Genomic DNA, 19,984 nt, shown 5'->3' with positions numbered 1-19,984 from the left:
GTCAGTCGTCCTGTTCCAGCTTCAGCAGTTCGCCATTGCGTGCGTCGAACTTCATTTCCCACACGCGGCCCCGATCGTCGAGCAGCTCGACTTCATAGATCCACAGCTCGCGCTTGCGCTCCAGATCGATGTCTATCAGCTTGCCCGGGTGCACCGCCTTCGCGAGATCGGAAATCCTTTCCAGCGACAGGATTTCGCCACGCTGGCTCAATTCCCGCGCCCGGATGTGATCGTCGTCGGCGAGGCCCATGGGCATGTAGAACAGGCCGGCGGCGAGCACACCGATGGCGAGCAGCGGAACGGCCATGAAGAGCAGGAGGCGTCGGGTTCTCATGGCTGCAGTGTAGGTGCCGAAGCTGAAACCAGCCTGAAAGCACGGCGCCACCTGGGCTCAGAGGTTGTGCCGTGTGTCGCGTCCGGCGCGGCGCCGCGCCAGCAGGTCGCCGGCCAGACCGATCATCACGCGCACCATGCCGTAGGCCATCCAGCGCAGCACGCGTTCGGTCATCGGGCGGTTCTTCCACTGTCGATGCCGCAGCTCGCGGCCGCCATGGCTGGCCGCCTGCAGCAACTTCTGCCGCAGCTCCCGGGTGAAGCCGGCGTCGCTCACCACCACATTGGCTTCGCGCGCCAGCATCAGGCTGAACGGATCGATATTGCTGGAGCCGACCGTGGCCCAGTCGTCGTCCACGACGGCCGCCTTGGCGTGCATGAAACTGCGGCGGTACTCGACGATGCGCACGCCCTTCGACAGCAGCGCACCGTAGAGCGCCTGCGAGGCGTAGTGCATCAGCAGGTATTCGACCCGCCCCTGCAGGATGAGCGTCACCGTCACGCCGCGTTCCGCCGCCCGCACGAGCGCCTGGCGGAAGCGCCGGCCCGGCAGGAAGTAGGCATTGGCGATGATGATGTCGCTGCGCGCCCCGTTGATCGCCTCGAGATAGGCGTCCTCGATATCGCGCCGGTGTCGCAGGTTGTCGCGCACCAGCAGCGTGGCGCGGATCTGTCCGGCCTGCCGGTTGGCATACTCCCGCAGGCGCGGCAGACGTGGCCTGAACTGCAGCGTCGCCCAGGCCACGCGTTCCCAAAGCTTCTGGCATTCGGCATGCATGCGCGCCACCAGCGGCCCGCGCACCTGAACCGCAAAATCGAAGCGCGGCGGTGTGTGACCGGGGGTGTGCATGTCATCAATGATGTTGATGCCGCCGGCAAAGCCGGTGCTTGCGTCGATGACGGCGAGCTTGCGGTGCATGCGGCGCAGCCGGTTGCGGCGCAGCGTGACCCAGCTGATGTCGGGGCGGAAGATCAGCGTATGCGCGCCGGCGGTCTCCAGCGCCACCCGGTGCGTGGTTTCGAATTCGCGCGCGCCGAAGCCGTCGACCAAAATGCGCACGCGCACGCCGCGTCGTGCGGCCCGCGCAAGGGCGGCGGCGATGCGCTCGCCGATGCTGTCGTCGGCAAAGATGTAGGTTTCCAGAAAGATTTCATGGCGCGCGAGATCGATCGCCGCTTCCAGCGCAGGAAAGTACTGTTCGCCGCACACCAGCAGGCGGATGTCGTTGCCAGGCAGGAATCGACTCATCCCAGGCTCACTGCGGTCTCACGACGTCGTCACGATGCAGTCAGCGACAGTCGCGCGGTCAGCGCCGCATGATCGGAAATGCGCGACCAGGGTCGGCCTGCATGCAGCTTCACTTCGCCCACGTCGAGTCCGCGCACATAGATGCGGTCCAGCCGCAGCAGCGGAAAGGCCGCCGGATAGCTGCGCGCGGGGCGGCCGTGGAACAGGCTGTGCGCCTCCTGCAGGCCAAGTGCATCGGCCCACTGGCCTTCGGCACGGTTGTGCCAGTCATTGAAATCGCCGGCCACGATCAAGGCTTCGGCGGCGGGTATGGTCGAATTCACGTGCTCGGCCAGCATGGCGTATTGCTGGGCCCGGCCGCGTGCGGTCAGGCCCAGATGCACGCACAGCGCGTGCACGCGCCGGCCGGGCACCGGTTCGATCACGCAATGCAGCAGACCGCGCTGTTCGAAGCGGTGTGCCGACATGTCGTGGTTGTCGGTCTGCGAGATCGGGTGGCGCGACAGGATGGCGTTGCCATGGTGGCCGTGGTCATACACCGCATTGCGGCCGTAGGCGGTCGCCGGCCACATTTCATCGGCCAGGAATTCGTACTGCGGCTCGATCGGCCAGTCGGCGTGGCGCAGCGCATGCCCGTGGTGCTGACCCTGCACCTCCTGCAGGAACACCAGATCCGACGACAGGTAGCGCAGGCGGTCGCGCAGTTCGTGGATCACCATGCGGCGGTTGAACTGCGAAAAGCCCTTGTGGATGTTCCAGGTGCAGATGCGAAGGTCTGTCGTCATGGATCGAGCGGGTGGCCGCGACCGGCTTCGGCAAGTCTCATCATGTGGCGCGCAAACGCCGGGTCTTCCCCGCGCAGCAGGGTCATGAGCTGGTTGCGGAAGGCGTCGCAGGCCAGCCATTCGCGCATGTAGTCGTCCCATGACGCCCAGCGGCGTGCGGCCAGCCCTTCGGTTTCGTCAGTCCAGGCGACCAGATAGGCGCGCTCGAACAGCGAAATGAGCATCTGGTAGATGATGTGCATGCGCCGTTCCTGCTCGTCGCTGAGGTGCTGCGGCGCAGCCGTTTCGCGCAGCGGCAGGTCCGGATTGGCGAGCACGATCTTCAGGAAGTCGATGTAGGCGTCCGACAGCATCTGGTACGCCTCTTCGTCTTCGTTGTCGCGCTCGCGCCGCTGCTGGTAGATGAAGGTGATGACCGCCAGGGGCAGGCCCAGCGCGGTCACGACATAACTGGCCAGTTCCCAGCGCTGCATCCAGTCCATGTGGAAGCCGTCCTCAGGGCGAGGCGGCGAGCATGCGGTCGAGCGCGAGTTTGGCTGGAACGGCTTCGTGTTCCGGCACGCTGATCCGGTTCACCACCTGACCTTCGGCGAGGTTCTCCAGACACCAGGCCAGATGCTGCGGATCAATGCGTTGCATGGTCGAGCACATGCACACGGTGGGTGCCATGAACTGAACGGTCTTGCCCTCGTGCTTCACTTCCTCGGCCAGGCGATTCACGAGGTTGAGTTCGGTGCCGACCAGCCACTTCGTGCCGGGCGCGCCCGCCTTGACCGTCTTCAGGATGTATTCGGTCGAACCGACGTAATCCGACTGGCGACACACTTCGAGGGCACTTTCCGGATGCGAGATGACGAGGCCGTCCGGATGCTGGTTGCGCCAGCGCAGGATGTGCGCCGGCTGGAACATCTGGTGCACCGAACAGTGGCCCTTCCACAGCAGGATTTTCGCCTTCGCCACCTGCTCGCGCGTCAGGCCGCCATTCTCCAGATCCGGGTCCCACACCACCATGTCGTCGAGCGGAATGCCCATCTTGTAGCCTGTCCAGCGCCCGAGGTGCTGGTCGGGGAAGAACAGCACCTTTTCGCGCCGCGCGAGCGACCATTCGAGAATGCTGGCAGCGTTCGACGAGGTGCACACGATGCCGCCGTGCTCGCCGCAGAAGGCCTTCAGGTCGGCCGCCGAATTGATGTAGGTCACCGGTGTGATGAGCGCATCCGGGTCGCCGGTCATGTCGCGCAGCTCGCGCCAGCAGCGTTCCACCTTGGCCAGGCTGGCCATGTCGGCCATCGAACAGCCTGCCGCCAGGTCGGGCAGGATGGCGATCTGTTCCGGGCGCGACATGATGTCCGCAACTTCGGCCATGAAGTGCACGCCGCAGAACACGATGAATTCCGCATCGGTCTGACTGGCCAGCCGCGCCAGCTTAAGCGAATCGCCGGTCAGGTCGGCGTGGCGATAGACATCGGCACGTTGATAGTGGTGACCGAGGATGACTGCGCGCTGGCCGAGCTTTTCGCGCGCCGCGAGAATGCGCGACTGCGCCTGATCGTCGGCCAGCGCATTGAATCGGTCAAAGGTGATGTTGGCGACTTGCATCGGGTGTCCTTCAGGTCTGGCTCCACGGCAGGCCGGCCTTGCGCCAGCCACCCACGGTGTTGCGATGGCCGTTGGCGTCCATGTCTCCCTCGAATCCTTCGAGGATGTTGTAGGCATTGCTGTAGCCCGCTTCCGCTGCGGCCGCGGCGGCGCCGTGCGAGCGCCCGCCGCTGCGGCACAGGAACATCACCAGCGCTTCGGGATCGACCTGGTGCTTGAGCTGGGTGAGGAAATCGGGGTTGCGCTGGCCGGATGAATGATTCCATTCGATCTGCACCGAATCCGGTACCTCGCCGACCCACTGCCACTCGGCCGACGTGCGCACATCGACAATGCGCGCGCCCGGCGCAAGTCTGAGCAATTCGTGGGCTTCGGCCGGCGTCACGGCACCGGCGTAAGGCAGTTGGAGCTGCTGCGCACGTTCCCGCGCGAGACCGAGTATCTGTCCGAGTGTAGCCATGGCTGATGTTCAGGCGAATAAAAGTGATCGAAGTATATCGTCCGCTGCAGCCGACGCCTGTATGCACCAAAATAGTGCTGTCAAAAACAGGCCTGCATCAAATCGGTGCAGTTTTCGGGCCTGCTGCCCGCATCGCCGACGTCAATGCGGCCTGTGGCACAATCCCGGGGCGGAATCCGGTGCGTGGCACGCGATCTGCTTTAGTCAGCGCTGCGACAGCCGCCGCGACTGAACGGTTGCGACGTGCCCCAGACTCGCCCAAAACAGGAATTACCCCGTTCAAGCCGACCGAGCAACATCCATACATCCATCGTAGGAGAAATCATGACGACCGCGAAGCAGGTACTCGACATCATCAAGGAGAAGGAGGTCAAGTTCGTTGATTTCCGTTTCACCGACACCCGTGGCAAGGAACAGCACGTGGGTGTGCCGGTCAGCGCCTTCGACGCCGACAAGTTCACCGAAGGCCACGCTTTTGATGGTTCGTCGATTGCCGGCTGGAAGGGTATCCAGGCTTCGGACATGCTGCTGATGCCGGATCCGGAAACCGCCTTCATCGACCCGTTCTTCGACGAAACCACGATGGTCATCACCTGCGACGTGGTCGAGCCGTCCGACGGCAAGGGCTACGACCGCGATCCGCGCTCCATCGCCAAGCGCGCCGAAGCCTTCCTGAAGTCGTCCGGCCTGGGCGACACCGCCTTCTTCGGCCCGGAACCCGAATTCTTCATCTTCGACAGCGTCGAGTGGAACATCGACATGTCGGGCTGCCGCGTGCAGATCTTCTCGGAAGAGGCCGCGTGGTCGTCGGGCGAGAAGTTCGAAAGCGGCAACACCGGTCACCGTCCGGGCGTCAAGGGCGGCTACTTCCCGGTTCCGCCGGTCGATTCGCACAATGACATCCGCGCCGCCATGGTGCTGGCACTGGAAGCCGTCGGCATCCCGGTCGAAGTGCATCACCACGAAGTCGCGACCGCCGGCCAGAACGAGATCGGCACCCGCTTCAACACGCTGGTGCGCCGCGCTGACTGGACGCAGACGCTGAAGTACATCGTGCACAACGTCGCCCACAGCTACGGCAAGACCGCGACCTTCATGCCCAAGCCCATCGTCGGCGACAACGGCTCCGGCATGCACGTTCACCAGTCGATCTGGAAGGACGGCAAGAACCTGTTCGCAGGCAACGGCTACGCCGGCCTGTCCGAATTCGCCCTGTACTACATCGGCGGCATCATCAAGCACGCCAAGGCGCTGAATGCGATCACCAACCCGGGTACGAATTCGTACAAGCGTCTGGTGCCGCATTACGAAGCACCGGTCAAGCTGGCCTACTCGGCCCGCAATCGCTCGGCATCGATCCGCATTCCGCACGTGGCATCCGACAAGGCACGCCGCATCGAAACACGCTTCCCGGATCCGCTTGCCAACCCGTACCTGTGCTTCGCCGCGCTGATGATGGCGGGCCTGGACGGCGTGCAGAACAAGATCCATCCGGGCGAACCGGCCGACAAGAACCTGTACGACCTGCCGCCGGAAGAGGACAAGCTGATCCCGACCGTGTGCGCCAGCCTCGACGAAGCCCTCGATGCGCTCGCCGCAGACCATGCCTTCCTGACCAAGGGCGGCGTGTTCTCGGAAGACTTCATCGCAGCCTATATCGAGCTGAAGATGACCGAAGTGAATCGCACCCGCATGACGACCCACCCGGTCGAGTTCGAGATGTACTACAGCCTCTGATCGCCATCGATCAGCACATGCCGGCGTGGCGTCAGCCCGCGCGGCATGTGAAGCGTTGAGGAAAAGGACGGCAATTAGCCGTCCTTTTTCATTGTCACTGCGCAAGTGCGCGCCCTACACTCGCGCTGCTTTGACCCGAAACGCCCAGGTGATCCACATGCTACAAGGTCTGAACCGTATCCTGATTGCAGCGGCAAGCCTGCTTGCCGCTGCGCCCGCCACGGCAGAAATCTACAAGTGCGTCGACGCCGAAGGCCACACCACCTACACGAACGAAAAATCGCGCGCCAGCGGATGCAAGGTGCTGGCCAGCGACGTGCCGGTCAGTTCGGTGCCGGGCCCGGCGGCTGCCACGCCCAAGCCGGCCGCCAATCCCGGTGGTTTTCCGAGCGTCAGCAACGACCAGCAGAAGGCGCGCGATACCGAACGCAGGCGCATCCTCGAAGCCGAACTGGCGACCGAAACCGGCAGTCTCGAAGAGGCGCGCAAGGCGCTGACCGAGGGTGAAGCGGTCCGTCTGGGCAACGAGCGCAACTATCAGAAGTATCTCGACCGGATACAGGGGCTCAAGGACAATGTGGCTCTGCATGAACGCAATGTCGATGCGCTGCGCAAGGAGCTGTCCAAGCTGCCCTGACCGCAGGGCACTCGCCGGCCTGCCGATGGATCGGCAGGCAATGCTGGCGCGCTTCTTGCGTGGATCGCGGTCATGACTGCATCCAAGCCCGGCAGGTCGTCCCGCCACCCCTCCCGCGAATGGTCCGAACGCTTCAGCGGACTGGAGCTGCTCGCGAGCGCGGTGGCGCTGCTCGATGCCGAGCGGCACATCGTCTACCTGAATCCGGCGGCTGAAAACCTGTTCGCCGCCAGTCTGGCGAAACTGCACGGCAAGCACTGCGACCGGCTGATCGGCCCGATGCACGGTCTTGATACCGCGCTCGACAACGCGCTCGCCAACAACTGGAGCTACACCGGTCACAATCTGTCGGTGGATAGGCAGATCGGCGGATCGCTGCAGCTCGACTGCACGGTGTCGCCGGTGCATGCGGAAGACGCACGCATCCTGCTGGAATTCCGCCCGATCGACCAGCAGCTGCGCATCGCGCGCGAAGAGCAGGTGCTGCAGCAGCAACAGGCCAACCGCGAGCTGATCCGCAATCTCGCGCACGAAATCAAGAATCCGCTCGGCGGTATCCGTGGCGCCGCACAACTGCTGGAGCGCGAACTCGACCGGCCCGAACTGCGTGAATACACGCAGGTCATCATCAATGAATCCGACCGGCTGCAGGACCTGATGAACCGTCTGCTGCATTCGCATCGCGCGATGCAGGTGACCACGGTCAGCATCCACGAAGTACTGGAACGCGTGCGCCTGCTGATCGCATCCGAGTTTCCCGAGGTTGCCGTCGAACGCGACTACGACACCAGCCTGCCCGACCTGACGGCCGATCGCGAACAGCTGATCCAGGTCGTGCTGAACATCGCGCGCAATGCCGCGCAGGCGATGAAGGGCCACGGCAGCATCCGTCTGCGCACCCGTGCCCACCGTCAGGCGACGCTGGTGAAGCGCCGGCACAAGCTGGCACTCGAATTGCAAGTGATCGACAACGGCCCGGGCATTCCGGAAGACCTGGTCGACCGCATCTTCTATCCGCTCGTGTCCGGCCGCGACGACGGCACCGGACTCGGGCTCACGCTGGCGCAGAGCTTCGTGCATCAGCACCACGGCACTATCGAGGTGCAGAGCCGGCCGGGCTATACCGTTTTCACAATACTGCTGCCGTTCAAGCAAGGCACTTCGGAGAAACCATGAATCCGGTCTGGATAGTCGATGATGACCGCTCGATACGCTGGGTGCTCGAAAAGGCGCTGGCGCGCGAGTCGATCCCGTATTCCGCCTTTTCCACCGCACAGGAAGCGCTCGATGCGCTCGATGCCGGCGGCCAGCCGCAGGTGCTGGTGTCCGACATCCGCATGCCGGGCGAATCCGGTCTGTCGCTGCTGGAAAAGGTCAAGGCGCGCCACCCCAGTCTGCCGGTCATCATCATGACCGCCTATTCGGATCTGGACAGCGCGGTCGCCGCCTTCCAGGGTGGCGCCTTCGAGTACCTGCCCAAACCGTTCGATGTCGATCACGCGATCGAACTGGTGCGCCGGGCCATCGAAGAGAGCATGCACCAGGCCAGTGCGCCGGCCGAAGCCGACATGGCGCCGGAAATCCTCGGCAAGGCGGCGTCGATGCAGGACGTGTTCCGCGCCATCGGCCGTCTGGCGCAGAGCCACGCCACGGTGCTGATCAACGGCGAGTCCGGCACCGGCAAGGAGCTGGTGGCGCGTGCGCTGCACCGCCACAGCCCGCGTCGCGACGCACCCTTCATCGCGATCAACACGGCGGCCATCCCGCGTGACCTGCTGGAGTCCGAACTGTTCGGCCACGAGCGCGGCGCCTTCACCGGCGCCACCGCGATGCGCCGCGGCCGCTTCGAGCAGGCCGACGGCGGTACGCTGTTCCTCGATGAAATCGGCGACATGCCGTCCGAGCTGCAGACGCGCCTGCTGCGCGTGCTGTCCGACGGCCATTTCTACCGGGTCGGCGGCCATTCGCCGATCAAGTCGAACGTGCGCGTGATCGCCGCCACCCACCAGAACCTGGAAGACCGCGTGAAGCAGGGCCTGTTCCGCGAAGACCTGTTCCACCGGCTGAACGTGATCCGGCTGCGCATTCCGCCGCTGCGCGAGCGGCGCGAGGACATCGTGCTGCTGGCCCAGCACTTCATGACCAAGAGCGCGCAGGAACTGGGCGTCGATGCCAAGCGCCTGTCCGAGCCGGCAACCCGCTATCTGCAGGGGCTGGAGTTTCCGGGCAATGTGCGTCAGCTGGAAAATCTCTGCCACTGGCTCACCGTGATGGCACCGGGGCAGGTGGTCGACGTGAAGGATCTGCCGGCCGAACTGCGCAGCCAGCCGGCGCGCGAAGCGGCGGGGGACTGGGGCGCAGCGCTGGCGTCCGAGGTCGACCGCCTGATCGCGCTCAAGCAGCCGGCGCTGTTCGATCATCTGGTGCAGGAATTCGAACGCACGCTGATCCGGCGCGCTCTGGCCAGCACCGGCGGGCGGCGCATCGAATCCGCGCAACTGCTCGGCATCGGCCGCAACACGATCACGCGCAAGATCCAGGAATTGAACATCGAAGGCGGACGCGAAGTCGAGACCGACCTCGAGTAGTCCGCGTGACGCGATGCCGGGTGGCTGCATGCAGCCACCCGGCTACAATCCGCCGCATGACCGTCCTCGCCGAAACCGCCGTTGCGGACACCGCCCTTGCCGACGCGCTGCGCCAGCGCGCCCGCGCCGTTCCCGACAATTGGACGGTCGAGGTGTGCGCCGCCTGCACCAGCACCAACAGCCTGCTGCTCGATCAGACCGGGCGCGACACGCGCTTGCTGTTCGCGCTCGAACAGACCGCCGGCCGCGGGCGGCGCGGTCGCGCATGGACGGCCCGCCCGGGCGACAGCCTCACCTTTTCGCTGCGCCACACCTTTGCGCTGCGTGCCGATGCGCTGTCCGGATTGAGTCTGGCGGTCGGCGTCGCACTCGCCGATGCGCTGCGCGCGCGCGGCATCACCGACATCGCACTCAAGTGGCCGAACGACCTGATGCGGGCCGACCGGAAGCTGGGTGGCGTGCTGATCGAGTTGTCATCGCCGCCAACCGGCGATACGACCGCCGTCATCGGTGTCGGGCTCAACCTCGCGCTGCCACCGGCCGGCGACTACGCCCATGCACCGGCGGCGCTCTGCCCGGATGCGCCCGGCCGCGAGGTCTGGCTGGACGTCGGCGCCGCCCTGGCCGACGCGCTGGCCGGCATGCTGCCGCAGTTCGCGGCGCAGGGTTTCGCGCCCTTCGCTGATCGCTGGAACCACTACAACCTGCATGCCGGCCAGGCGGTCACCGTGTCCGGCGATGGCGCGCAGTTGTGCGGACGCTGCCTGGGTGCCGATCAGGACGGCGCATTGCGGCTCGACTGCGACGGCCGGATCGAGCGCGTGCTCGCCGGCGACGTGTCGCTGCGTACGGCGCCCTGACGTGCAACTGCTGATCGACGCCGGCAACAGCCGCATCAAGTGGGCGTGGTGCGAACGTGGTCACCCCGGCGAGGTGTCGGCGTTCGACACCGCGGCGCTCGATGTGGCAGCGCTGGCGCACGCGTGGCAGGCGGCCACGACCGCGCACTACACCTGCGTGGCGGGCGACGTCGTCGATGCCGCCATCCGGCGTGCGCTGCCGCCGGACTGCGCGGCGCACCGCGTGTTCGCCCGGGCAACGGCCTGCGGCATTGCAAATCTGTACGAGCAGCCGGCACAGCTGGGCGCCGACCGCTGGGCCGCGCTGATCGGCGCTCGCGCGCTGCAGTCCGGGCCACTCGTCGTCGCCACGGCAGGCACTGCGACCACCATCGATGCGCTCGACGCCGACGATCGCTTCATCGGTGGCTACATCCTGCCCGGCCTGCGCCTCATGCTCGAATCGCTGGCGCGCCACACCGCGGACCTGCCGCACGCGGCCGGTCACGCCGCCGACTGGCCGCGCAACACCGACGATGCCATCCACAACGCGTGCACCGATGCACAGGCGGCGCTGATCGAACGCGTGCGCGAACAGCTTGGCCCGCAGGCGACCGTGCTGCTGTCCGGTGGCGCGGCGGCAGCGATCGGGCCGCGACTGCGCTGTGCGCACCGGCGGGTGGACGATCTGGTGCTGCACGGGCTGGCCCGGCTGGCGGCTGCGGACAATTGCCCGGATGTGATGAAATGCGTGCCGGAACAGGACGCCGCACGTGAAGCCCTGCGACCGAAGTTTCCCGAATGACATTTTTCGAATGAAAACACCTTTCGACGGCATTGCGCCGCGCCACGGACATTGACGATGCGTCTCGCGTTCTTCCTGCTGCTGCTGGTCAATGTTGCGCTCTACCCCTTCGTGTCCGGCCTGATAGCCGGCAAGGGGGACGGCAGCGAGCCGCTGCGCATGGCCAGCCAGATGAAGCCGGACAGCATCCGCATCCTGGCGTCCGATGGCCAGGCTCCCGTCACTCAGACCGCAGCCGCGCCGGATGTCGCCGCTGCCGTCGCGGCCGACACCGACGCGCCGGCGCTCTGCCGGGCGTTCGACGGCCTGTCGCGAGAGCAGGTCGATGCGCTGACCGCGCGCATCGCCTCGCAGCAGCTTGCGCTGCAGCTGTCGGAAGCCGAACAGACCGAAACCACCGCCTGGTGGGTGCACATCCCCGACATGCAGACGCGCCAGCTGGCCGAACGCAAGCAGGCCGAACTGCGCGCGCTGGGCGTGCGCGAAATGATCGTCATGGCCGATCCGGCCGATTCGCAGAAGCTGGCCGTGTCGCTCGGCCTGTTCAAGACCGAGGCGGCCGCGAAGGAACTGCTGGCCACGCTGAACGGGCAAGGCGTGCGCAGCGCGCGCATCGCGCCGCGCGAGGGCCGCGCCGGACGCTACCGGGTCGAGGTACGCGGCACCGGGCCGGAACTGGCTGCCTTGTTCGACAGCGCCCCTGTGCTCGACGAGACGGCCCAGCGGACCGACTGCCAATGACCTTCGTGGTCGGGCTGACCGGCGGCATCGGCAGCGGCAAGTCGGCCGTGGCCGAGCTGTTCGTGCAGCGCGGAGCTGCGCTGGTCGACACCGACGCCATCGCACACCAGCTCACCGGAGCGCACGGCGCTGCCATCGCGCCGCTGCGCGAGGCGTTCGGCGATGCCTTCATCACGGCCGACGGCGCGCTGGACCGCGCCCGCATGCGCGCCCGCGTGTTCGCCGACCCGGCGGCGCGGACCCGGCTCGAAGCGCTGCTGCACCCGCTGATCCGCACCCGGGCGCGCGAAGAGGTCGCCGCCAGCGTCGCACCCTACGTCGTTCTGGCGGTGCCGTTGCTGATCGAATCCGGCGCCTGGAACACCCGCTGCGACCGCGTGCTGGTGGTCGATTGCCCGGTCGAACTGCAGCGCGAACGGGTTCATGCGCGCAGCGCCCTTCCGGAAGGCGAGATCGACCGCATCATCGCCGCGCAGGCGTCGCGCGAAGCCCGCCTCGCGGTGGCCGACGATGTCATCGACAACGCAGGCGAGCGCGCTGCGCTGGTGCCACAGGTCGATGTGCTCCATGCGCGCTACATGGCGCTCGCGGAACGTGAAAAACCCGCGTCGGCGTTGTGACTCAAGGGGTTTTCCGTCAGAATCATGAGAATTTGCTTGAACAAGTCCCGGACAAGCCCCTGTGATTACATACGAATATCCTCTGAACGAGCGCATCCGCACGCTGCTGCGCCTGGAGGACCTGTTCGAACGCACGCAGCATTTCATGCGCGCCGACGGCGCGCATGAACATCACGTTGCACTGGTCGGCCTGTTCGAGATTCTCGAAGTTGCATCGCGTGCCGATCTGAAGGTCGATCTGGTGCAGGAACTGGAGCGGCAGCGCCAGACGCTGATGTCCTTCCGCAACAATCCCGATATTTCCGAAGAAGCCCTGTCCGGCGCGCTGTACGAGATCGAGCAGGCGAGCGCGGCGCTGCTGTCGATGGCCGGCAAGATCGGCCAGTACCTGCGCGAGAACGACTGGCTCATGAGCATCAAGAGCCGCACTGCGATCCCGGGCGGTCTGTGCGAATTCGACCTGCCGTCGTACCACTACTGGTGCCACCGCGATCCGTCGCTGCGCCAGGCCGATCTGGTTGGCTGGCTGACGCCGATGCTGCCGATCCGCGACGGCCTGACCATTGTGCTGCGTCTGCTGCGCGCCAGCGGCCGGCCGGAGCGCCACATCGCCGGCAGTGGTGCGTTCCAGCAGATGATGGGCGGCAAATCGGCGCAGATGCTGCGCCTGCGCGTGTCGATGGACGAAGCCGTCACGCCTGAAATCAGTGCCAACAAGTACGCGCTCAACATCCGTTTCGTTGCGCCCGGCGGCCACGCCCGTCCGCGCGTGACCGAAACCGACGTCGGCTTCGAACTGACGTTCTGCAACCTGTGAGCACGCCGGGCACCGGCGGGCGCATCGTCACCTGTCCGCGCTGCGGCCAACCGGCCGTCTATGCGCCGTCGAATCCGGCGCGGCCGTTCTGCAGCCCGCGCTGCAAGAATTCCGATTTCGTCGCCTGGGCGAACGAGGAGTACCGCGTGCCGGATGCGTCGCCCGAACTGCCGCCGGACGAAGACATTTCGTAGGGCGGTCTGGCGGAACGAGGCCGCCGCTCCCACAGGGGGCCGGTGCCGATCACCGCTCCCACAAGGACGTCGTTTCTATTGTTGTCCACGGCCGGCGGGTGTCTTCGCCGCGTCAATCCAGCCGGAACACCACCGGCAGCAGCAATTCGCGTGCGCCGCCGGCGTCGATGCGGCCGATCTGCCTGGCGGCGTTGAGCGCTGCCCGGTCCAGAATCGCGTGACCGCTGCCAGCCAGCACGGCGGCGTCGCTGACCCGGCCCGACGCGTCGAGCAGCAGGCGCAGTGTCACTTCCCCTTCCAGTTCCCGCTCGATCGCCTCCGGCGGGTAGAACACATGACGGTTCAGCTTCTGCTGCGCCTGCTCGCGTGCTTTGGCGGTGGCGGTCGTGCCGCGCGGGGCCTGGACGACCGGTGGCGGGCGGGGTGTCGGCGCAGCCTGTTCGCTGCGCGTGTCCTTCAGCAGCGGCTCATCCGGCGCGAGCTCAGGCGCGGTCGGGACCGGGGCCGCAGGCGCATTCTGCAGCCGGGCCTGCAGTGCCGGCGCCGGCTCGGGGCGCGGCGCTTCGGCCGCGCGTTCGGGCCACAGCAGGAACAGGGCGTGCGTCAGCGCGGACAGTGCAAGTGCGAAATGAAGTTTCAGGCGGGACAAACCGGCGGACGGGATCGTTAGACTGTCGGCCTCTATTGTGCCCGACCCACCGGGCCGCCTTCACGGGGACGCACTTGATTCGAACCATCCGATGCCTTGCCGCGCTGCTGCTGGCGCTCTGCCTGATCCCGCCCGCACTGGCGCAACTGCCTGATCCGGCGCGTTTCGGCCGCGCGATGGAAATGGGCGACATCCGCTCGGCGACCCGCTGGCTGGACGAAGGTCTGCCGCCGGATTTCGAGGCCGACACCGTGGGCAGCGGCATGATGATCGCCGCCTGGGACGGCAATATCGAACTGATGCAGCTGTTTCTCGAACGCGGTGCCAACATCGATTACATCAGCCGCATCGGCGAACAGGCGATTGCGCTCGCGGCTTGGCGAGGCCATCAGAAGGCGGTCGAATGGCTGATCGAGCGCGGTGCGTCGCTCGATCCACCGGACAAGACCTGGGGCGCGCTGCATTACGCCGCGTTCGCCGGTCACCGGCGCATCGCCGACCTGCTCATCGCGCGCGGCGCGAAGCTCGATGCGCGCGCGCCCAACCTGTCGACGCCGTTGATGATGGCGGTGCGCGAAGGCCACGAAACCATCGTCCGCGCGCTGGTCGAAGCCGGGGCCAGCACGAATGCCGTGTCCGATCGCGGCGAGAATGCGCTGGCCTGGGCGCTGCGCTACAACCGGCTGCGCATTGCCGGGCTGGTCGCGCCCTCGGAAGAGGTGGTCGCTGCCGTCAAGGCGCAACCGGCGCCGCCTGCTCCGCCGCCGCAGGCATCTGTGCCGGCGCCGCCCGATGTGGCCGCCCTGCTGAAGAAGTTGCGCGAAGCCGAAGCGCGTGGACAGCCGACGGCTGCGCTGCGCAAGCAGTTCCTCGCCGCGGTGGAGAGCCATCGCAGCACTGCAACCCGGCAGACGGTCAAGGCGGCGCCATCGGCGCTGGTCATTTCCGCCAAACGAGGCAAGCCGGGCGCCGAGCGCGCCGAGCTGGTATCCGGCGCGGCGACGCCGGCGGCGCAGACGCTGGCGGCCGACGCCGGTGCTCTGGACATCCTGCGCGCCATCGAGGCGGCGCAGGCGGCCGGTCAGCCGACCGAAGAACTTCGCAAGCGCTTCAGGGCGGCGGTGGAGAAGATCCGGGCGCCGTGAGGGCCGTGACCGCTTCGTGATGTGACAGGAACACCCGGCCGCCGAGCTGCGCCAGCAGGTCGGTGCGTTCCAGCTTGTCCATCACCGGACCCTTCACCTCCGACAGGTGCAGCAGCACGCCCATGTCGCGCAGCCGGTGCGCCACGCTTTCCAGCATTTCGAGCGCGCTGGCGTCGATGTCATTCACCGCCGAACACTGAAGCACCACGTGCTGCGCGGCAGGCTGGGCAGCGACCAGCGCGAGCATGCGGTCCTCGACCTGGCGCGCATTCATGAAATTGAGACCTTCGTCCACCCGCAGTCCGATCAGCGCAGGATCGGTTTCGACCCGATGACGATCGACATTCCGGTAGTGCTCGGTACCCGGCACGCGCCCGACCACCGCCATGTGCGGCCGGCTGGCGTGCCACAGCAGTGTGAGCAGTGTCAGCAGCACGCCGGCGCCGACTCCGGTTTCGACGCCAGCGAGCAGGGTGACACCCAGCGTGGTCACCACCGCCGCGAAATCGGTGCGCGAACTGCGCCAGGTGCGGCGCAGCGTGTCGGTGTCGACGAGCGTCATGATGGCCACTACGATGGTCGCCGCCAGCGTGGCCTGCGGCAGATAGTGCAGCAGTGGCGTCAGCGCCAGCGCGGCAAGCGCGATGCCGATTGCGGTGAAGGCGCCGGCGGCCGGGGTCGCGGCGCCGGCGTCGAAATTCACCACCGAGCGCGAAAAGCCGCCGGTCACCGGGTAGCCGCCGGTGAAGGCGGCTGCGAGGTTGGACGCGCCGAGACCGACCAGTTCCTGATCCGGTTCGATGCGCAGCCGGCGTTTGGCGGCGAAGGTCTGCGCCACCGATACCGATTCCACGAAGCCGATGATGCTGATCAGCAGTGCCGGCAGCAGCAGTTGCGACAGCAGCGCGGGGTCGAAGGAGGGCAGGGTCAGCGGCGGCAGTCCGGCCGGAATGTCGCCCACCTTGCGCACGCCGATCTGGTCGAGGCGCAAGGCCCACACCAGCGCGGTGCTGCCGAGCACGGCAACCACCGGCCCGGCCTTGGCGCAGGTGTCGGCCGCACGCGCGGACAGGCCGAGCCGGATCAGCAGCAGCGGCTTGAGCCGGCTGCGCGTCCAGTAGAGGAAGATCAGCACGCCGGCGCCCAGTGCTGCGGTGGGCAGGTGGGTGTCGGGCAGGTTGGCGATCAGGCCGGGCAGCAGATCGGGCAGCGTGTCGCCGCTGGCCTGTATGCCGAGCAGGTGCTTGAGCTGGCTCAGCGCGATCAGCAGCGACGACGCGGTGACGAAGCCGGATACGACCGGGTGACTGAGGAAGCTGGCCAGAAAGCCCAGCCGGAGCGCGCCCATCACGGTGAGCATGACACCGGACACGAAGGCCAGCGTCAGCGCAGCCTGCAGTCGTGCCGCCTCATCCACCAGGCCGAGCGAACCGACCGCAGCGGCGGTCATCAGCGACACGACGGCCACCGGTCCGACCGACAGCGCGTGGCTGCTGCCGAACAGTGCGTAGGCGAACAGCGGCGCAATGCTGGCATACAGCCCGACCTGTGGCGGCAGCCCGGCCAGCTGGGCGTAGGCCAGGCTCTGCGGAATCAGCATCAGCGTGACGATGAGCGCGGCAAGCAGGTCGGCGCCAAAGGTCGGACGGTCATAGCGCGGTGCCCAGCCGAGCACCGGCAGCCAGCGCGCCCACGCGCCGGCAGTCGTGACCGGGTGCGTCGCGCGGCTCACAGCGCGTTGAGCGGAATCTTCAGGTAACGCATGCCGTTGTCTTCCGGCTCGGGCAGGTGGCCGGCCCGCATGTTGACCTGCACCGATGGCAGGATCAGCACCGGCATGTCGAGCGTGGCGTCGCGCGCGGTGCGCATGGCGACGAAATCGTCTTCGGCGATGCCGTCATGCACGTGGATGTTGTGCACGCGCTGCTCCTCGACCGTACTTTCCCACGCGGGGGCGCGGCCGCCCGGCGGGTAGTCGTGGCACATGAACAGGCGCGTCTGCGGTGGCAGCGACAGCAAGCGGCGCACCGAGCGGTACAGCGTGCGCGCGTCGCCGCCCGGGAAGTCGCAGCGCGCGGTGCCGTAGTCGGGCATGAACAGCGTATCGCCGACGAACACCGCGTCCTCGATCACATAGCTCATGCAGGCGGGCGTGTGACCCGGCGTGTGCAGCGCGCGCGCGGTCAGCGAGCCGATCGTGAAGCTGTCGCCGTCCGCGAACAGCCGGTCGAACTGGCGGCCGTCGCGCGCGAAATCGTCGCCTGCGTTGAACAGGCTGCCGAACACCTTCTGCACGGTGACGATGTGGGAACCGATGCCCAGCTGTCCGCCGAGCTGTGCGCGCAGATGCGGCGCTGCCGACAGATGGTCGGCATGCACATGGGTTTCCAGTATCCAGTCGAGCCGCGCGCCAAGTTCGCGCACCCGCGCGATCAGCCGGTCGGCCGACTGTGTCGAGGTGCGGCCGGCCTTGGGATCGTAGTCGAGCACGCTGTCGACGATGGCGCACGCCTGTGTGCTGCGGTCGAGCACGATGTAGCTCACCGTGCTGGTTGCCTCATCGAAGAAGGCTTCGATCTGCATCGAACTGCTGGACATGAATGCTCCCGTGAATCGGATGGGAGCACCTTATATCGCTTGCTACGCCGCGTCAGTAACTGCAGTCACCTTCGTATGCGGCGTCACCCATGAAAAACGGCGGGAGTGCCCGCCGTTTTTTTCCCTGCCTGTACTGCCGCGCCATTCAGCGGTTGGCGATGTACATCGTGATTTCAAAGCCAAAACGCAGGTCGGTCGCCTTCGGGGTTTGCCAGTTCATTTCAGTCTCCTTGGTGTGTACTGCGTACTGCATCAGGTCTTTCGCGCTGCAGCGGCGTCTGCCGTGCATGGATTGAATGATGGACGCAGCCGCCTCGGCGCACCTGAGGATGCGCACGAAAGAAGGCCCATGATTTTCATGATCGCGGCCGATTGACGCTGCCACCGGCCGGCCGCCATACTCCGCGCGCAAAATAACGGACAACCCGAACATGACGCAGGAAAACCTGTTCTGCGCGCTGCGCGCAGCCTTTCCGGACGATGTCGATGCAGTCGCCATCGAAACCGCCGACACGCCCGATACGCTGTACTACACTTGGCGCGATCTTGAACGCGGCACGGCCATGCTGGCCAACCTGATCGATTCGCTCGCGCTGCCGCCGGAAAGCCGCATCGCGGTGCAGACGGAAAAGAGCGTCGAGGCGCTGATGCTCTACCTCGCCGTGCTGCGCGCCGGCCACATCTACCTGCCGCTGAACACCGCCTATCAGGCGGGCGAGGTCGAATATTTCATCGGCAACGCGGAGCCGGCGGTCGTCGTATGCACCGAGAAGAATGTCAGATGGGTGAGCGATCTCGCCGCGCGTCTGGGTACGCCATATGTGTTCACGCTGGAAGACGACCGCAGCGGCAGCCTGCTCGACGCCGCCGCACCGCACAGCGACCGCCACACGCCGGCGCTGCGCGCTGCCGACGATCTGGCGGCGATCCTGTACACCAGCGGCACGACCGGCCGCAGCAAGGGCGCCATGCTGACGCACGGCAACCTGCTGTCGAACGCTCAGGTGCTGAAAGACGTGTGGGGCTGGCAGCCGGGCGATGTGCTGCTGCACGCGCTGCCGATCTTCCACGTGCATGGGCTGTTCGTCGCCTCGCACGGCGCGCTGCTCAATGGCAGCCGCATGATCTGGTTCAGCCGTTTCGATCCGCGCGCGGTGGCGGCGCGCCTGCCCGAAGCCACGGTCTTCATGGGCGTGCCGACGCTGTACGTGCGCCTGCTGGCCGAACCGGGCTTCACGAAGGACACCTGCCGCAGCATGCGGCTGTTCATCAGCGGTTCGGCGCCACTGCTGATCGAAACCTTCCGCGAATTCCGGCAGCGCACCGGCCACACGATACTGGAGCGTTACGGCATGAGCGAAACCGCGATGCTCACGTCCAACCCCTACCGGCCGGAAGATCAGCGCCGCGGCGGTACGGTCGGGCCGGCGCTCCCGGGCGTCAGCCTGCGGGTGCGCGACGACCGCGGGCAATCGCTGCCGACGGGCGACATCGGTGGCATCGAAGTGCGCGGGCCGAATGTGTTCAAGGGCTACTGGCGCATGCCGGAAAAGACCGCCGCCGAATTCACCGCCGACGGCTGGTTCATGACCGGGGACGTCGGCCATCTGAGTGCCGATGGCTACGTGACCATCGTCGGCCGCAGCAAGGACCTGATCATCAGCGGTGGCTACAACGTGTATCCGGCCGAAATCGAGAGCGTCATCAACGACATGCCGGGCGTGGCCGAATCGGCGGTGGTCGGTGTGCCGCACGCGGATTTCGGCGAGGCGGTGGTCGCCATCGTGGTCGCCAAGCCGGGTATGGCGCTCGACGCGGCCGCGATGACGGCACGGCTGAAGGCGCAGATCGCCAACTTCAAGGTGCCCAAGCGGCTGTTCATCGTGTCGGAGCTGCCGCGCAACACGATGGGCAAGGTGCAGAAGAACCTGCTGCGCGACGCGCACCGCGCGCTGTTCGCCGCATGAACGCGCCGGTCGCCGATCCACCCGACCGCTGCCCGCGCTGTGGTGGCCGCTTCACCTGCGGCGCAGCCGGGCCGGTGCCCTGCGACTGCTTCACCCTGAAGATCGACGCCGACATGCTGGCGGATCTGCGCGAACGCAATGTTGGTTGCCTGTGTCTGGCCTGTCTGCGCGAGTTGACGGAAACACGGACGAACACGCAGACGTCCGGGCCCGCCTGACGC

Annotated in this window: 23 protein-coding genes; 13 read left to right on the top strand and 10 right to left on the bottom strand. The window is 66.6% G+C overall.

What is annotated here, in order from left to right:
- Position 1: 1 nt before the first annotated feature.
- The 6 genes from BSY238_RS04980 to BSY238_RS04955 are packed head-to-tail and all read right to left on the bottom strand — an operon-like array spanning position 2 to position 4,426.
- Positions 2-334, bottom strand: coding sequence for a PepSY domain-containing protein (locus BSY238_RS04980; RefSeq protein ID WP_069038167.1), 333 nt, complete (start codon positions 332-334; stop codon positions 2-4).
- Between the two features lie 57 nt (positions 335-391).
- A complete protein-coding gene (clsB, locus tag BSY238_RS04975; protein WP_069038166.1) occupies positions 392-1,582 on the bottom strand; it encodes a cardiolipin synthase ClsB in 1,191 nt (396 codons plus the stop codon).
- Positions 1,583-1,611: 29 nt separating this feature from the next.
- Positions 1,612-2,367, bottom strand: a complete 756-nt coding sequence (locus BSY238_RS04970) for an endonuclease/exonuclease/phosphatase family protein (protein ID WP_069038165.1) — start codon at positions 2,365-2,367, stop codon at positions 1,612-1,614.
- Positions 2,364-2,849 carry a hypothetical protein gene (locus BSY238_RS04965; protein WP_069038164.1) on the bottom strand — a complete coding sequence of 162 codons (486 nt, stop codon included), beginning with the start codon at positions 2,847-2,849 and terminating at the stop codon, positions 2,364-2,366. Before BSY238_RS04965 ends, BSY238_RS04970 begins: the two co-directional genes overlap by 4 nt.
- A gap of 13 nt (positions 2,850-2,862) precedes the next feature.
- Complete coding sequence (gene nadA / locus BSY238_RS04960; RefSeq protein ID WP_069038163.1) at positions 2,863-3,966, bottom strand: quinolinate synthase NadA; 1,104 nt, start codon at positions 3,964-3,966, stop codon at positions 2,863-2,865.
- A 10-nt stretch (positions 3,967-3,976) separates the two neighbouring features.
- The gene (locus BSY238_RS04955; RefSeq protein ID WP_069038162.1) at positions 3,977-4,426 is read right to left on the bottom strand and encodes a rhodanese-like domain-containing protein; all 450 of its coding nucleotides are present in this window, start codon (positions 4,424-4,426) and stop codon (positions 3,977-3,979) included.
- 324 nt (positions 4,427-4,750) lie between these two features.
- On the opposite strand from BSY238_RS04955, the gene glnA reads away from it, so the two are divergent.
- The 10 genes from glnA to BSY238_RS04905 all read left to right on the top strand — a co-directional run bounded on the left by glnA (position 4,751) and on the right by BSY238_RS04905 (position 13,404).
- Positions 4,751-6,163 carry a type I glutamate--ammonia ligase gene (glnA, locus tag BSY238_RS04950; protein ID WP_069038161.1) on the top strand — a complete coding sequence of 471 codons (1,413 nt, stop codon included), beginning with the start codon at positions 4,751-4,753 and terminating at the stop codon, positions 6,161-6,163.
- A gap of 157 nt (positions 6,164-6,320) precedes the next feature.
- A complete protein-coding gene (locus BSY238_RS04945; protein WP_069038160.1) occupies positions 6,321-6,800 on the top strand; it encodes a DUF4124 domain-containing protein in 480 nt (159 codons plus the stop codon).
- A 72-nt stretch (positions 6,801-6,872) separates the two neighbouring features.
- Positions 6,873-7,976 (top strand): nitrogen regulation protein NR(II), encoded by a 1,104-nt coding sequence (gene glnL / locus BSY238_RS04940; protein ID WP_069038159.1) that lies wholly within the window; start codon positions 6,873-6,875, stop codon positions 7,974-7,976.
- Complete coding sequence (gene ntrC, locus BSY238_RS04935; RefSeq protein WP_069038158.1) at positions 7,973-9,388, top strand: nitrogen regulation protein NR(I); 1,416 nt, start codon at positions 7,973-7,975, stop codon at positions 9,386-9,388. The genes glnL and ntrC overlap by 4 nt, the downstream gene beginning before the upstream one ends.
- Before the next feature lie 56 nt (positions 9,389-9,444).
- A complete protein-coding gene (locus BSY238_RS04930) occupies positions 9,445-10,248 on the top strand; it encodes a biotin--[acetyl-CoA-carboxylase] ligase (protein ID WP_069038157.1) in 804 nt (267 codons plus the stop codon).
- A gap of 1 nt (position 10,249) precedes the next feature.
- Positions 10,250-11,032, top strand: a complete 783-nt coding sequence (locus BSY238_RS04925; RefSeq protein WP_069038156.1) for a type III pantothenate kinase — start codon at positions 10,250-10,252, stop codon at positions 11,030-11,032.
- Positions 11,033-11,089: 57 nt separating this feature from the next.
- Positions 11,090-11,773: a hypothetical protein gene (locus tag BSY238_RS04920; RefSeq protein WP_069038155.1), complete on the top strand. Its 684-nt coding sequence runs from the start codon at positions 11,090-11,092 to the stop codon at positions 11,771-11,773.
- The gene (gene coaE, locus BSY238_RS04915) at positions 11,770-12,393 is read left to right on the top strand and encodes a dephospho-CoA kinase (protein WP_069038154.1); all 624 of its coding nucleotides are present in this window, start codon (positions 11,770-11,772) and stop codon (positions 12,391-12,393) included. The genes BSY238_RS04920 and coaE overlap by 4 nt, the downstream gene beginning before the upstream one ends.
- Before the next feature lie 61 nt (positions 12,394-12,454).
- Positions 12,455-13,210, top strand: coding sequence for a cell division protein ZapD (gene zapD / locus BSY238_RS04910; protein ID WP_069038153.1), 756 nt, complete (start codon positions 12,455-12,457; stop codon positions 13,208-13,210).
- A gap of 23 nt (positions 13,211-13,233) precedes the next feature.
- Entirely contained in the window at positions 13,234-13,404 is a 171-nt protein-coding gene (locus BSY238_RS04905) for a DNA gyrase inhibitor YacG (protein ID WP_069040461.1), read from the top strand.
- A gap of 112 nt (positions 13,405-13,516) precedes the next feature.
- On the opposite strand, the gene BSY238_RS04900 is transcribed toward BSY238_RS04905, so the two are convergent.
- A complete protein-coding gene (locus tag BSY238_RS04900) occupies positions 13,517-14,053 on the bottom strand; it encodes an energy transducer TonB (protein ID WP_069038152.1) in 537 nt (178 codons plus the stop codon).
- Positions 14,054-14,127: 74 nt separating this feature from the next.
- Between BSY238_RS04900 and BSY238_RS04895 the strand changes: the two genes are divergently transcribed.
- On the top strand, positions 14,128-15,198 hold the full coding sequence (locus BSY238_RS04895) for an ankyrin repeat domain-containing protein (protein ID WP_223300271.1): 1,071 nt from the start codon (positions 14,128-14,130) through the stop codon (positions 15,196-15,198).
- On the opposite strand, the gene BSY238_RS04890 is transcribed toward BSY238_RS04895, so the two are convergent.
- The 3 genes from BSY238_RS04890 to pqqA form a co-directional block, all read right to left on the bottom strand.
- Positions 15,164-16,930, bottom strand: coding sequence for a SulP family inorganic anion transporter (locus BSY238_RS04890; RefSeq protein WP_069038151.1), 1,767 nt, complete (start codon positions 16,928-16,930; stop codon positions 15,164-15,166). The genes BSY238_RS04895 and BSY238_RS04890 overlap by 35 nt on opposite strands.
- Positions 16,927-17,796: an MBL fold metallo-hydrolase gene (locus BSY238_RS04885; RefSeq protein WP_069038150.1), complete on the bottom strand. Its 870-nt coding sequence runs from the start codon at positions 17,794-17,796 to the stop codon at positions 16,927-16,929. The genes BSY238_RS04890 and BSY238_RS04885 overlap by 4 nt, the downstream gene beginning before the upstream one ends.
- 145 nt (positions 17,797-17,941) lie before the next feature.
- Positions 17,942-18,016, bottom strand: a complete 75-nt coding sequence (gene pqqA, locus BSY238_RS18955) for a pyrroloquinoline quinone precursor peptide PqqA (protein WP_083224124.1) — start codon at positions 18,014-18,016, stop codon at positions 17,942-17,944.
- Positions 18,017-18,227: 211 nt separating this feature from the next.
- On the opposite strand from pqqA, the gene BSY238_RS04875 reads away from it, so the two are divergent.
- Both BSY238_RS04875 and BSY238_RS04870 read left to right on the top strand, forming a co-directional pair.
- A complete protein-coding gene (locus BSY238_RS04875; protein WP_069038149.1) occupies positions 18,228-19,763 on the top strand; it encodes a malonate--CoA ligase in 1,536 nt (511 codons plus the stop codon).
- Entirely contained in the window at positions 19,760-19,981 is a 222-nt protein-coding gene (locus BSY238_RS04870; protein ID WP_069038148.1) for a cysteine-rich CWC family protein, read from the top strand. Before BSY238_RS04875 ends, BSY238_RS04870 begins: the two co-directional genes overlap by 4 nt.
- The last annotated feature ends 3 nt before the right edge of the window (positions 19,982-19,984 follow it).

It is taken from the genome of Methyloversatilis sp. RAC08 (genome assembly GCF_001713355.1).
Lineage (GTDB): Bacteria > Pseudomonadota > Gammaproteobacteria > Burkholderiales > Rhodocyclaceae > Methyloversatilis.
The sequence above is the reverse complement of the archived record's forward strand: the minus strand, read 5'-3'. Positions and strand labels throughout refer to the sequence as shown.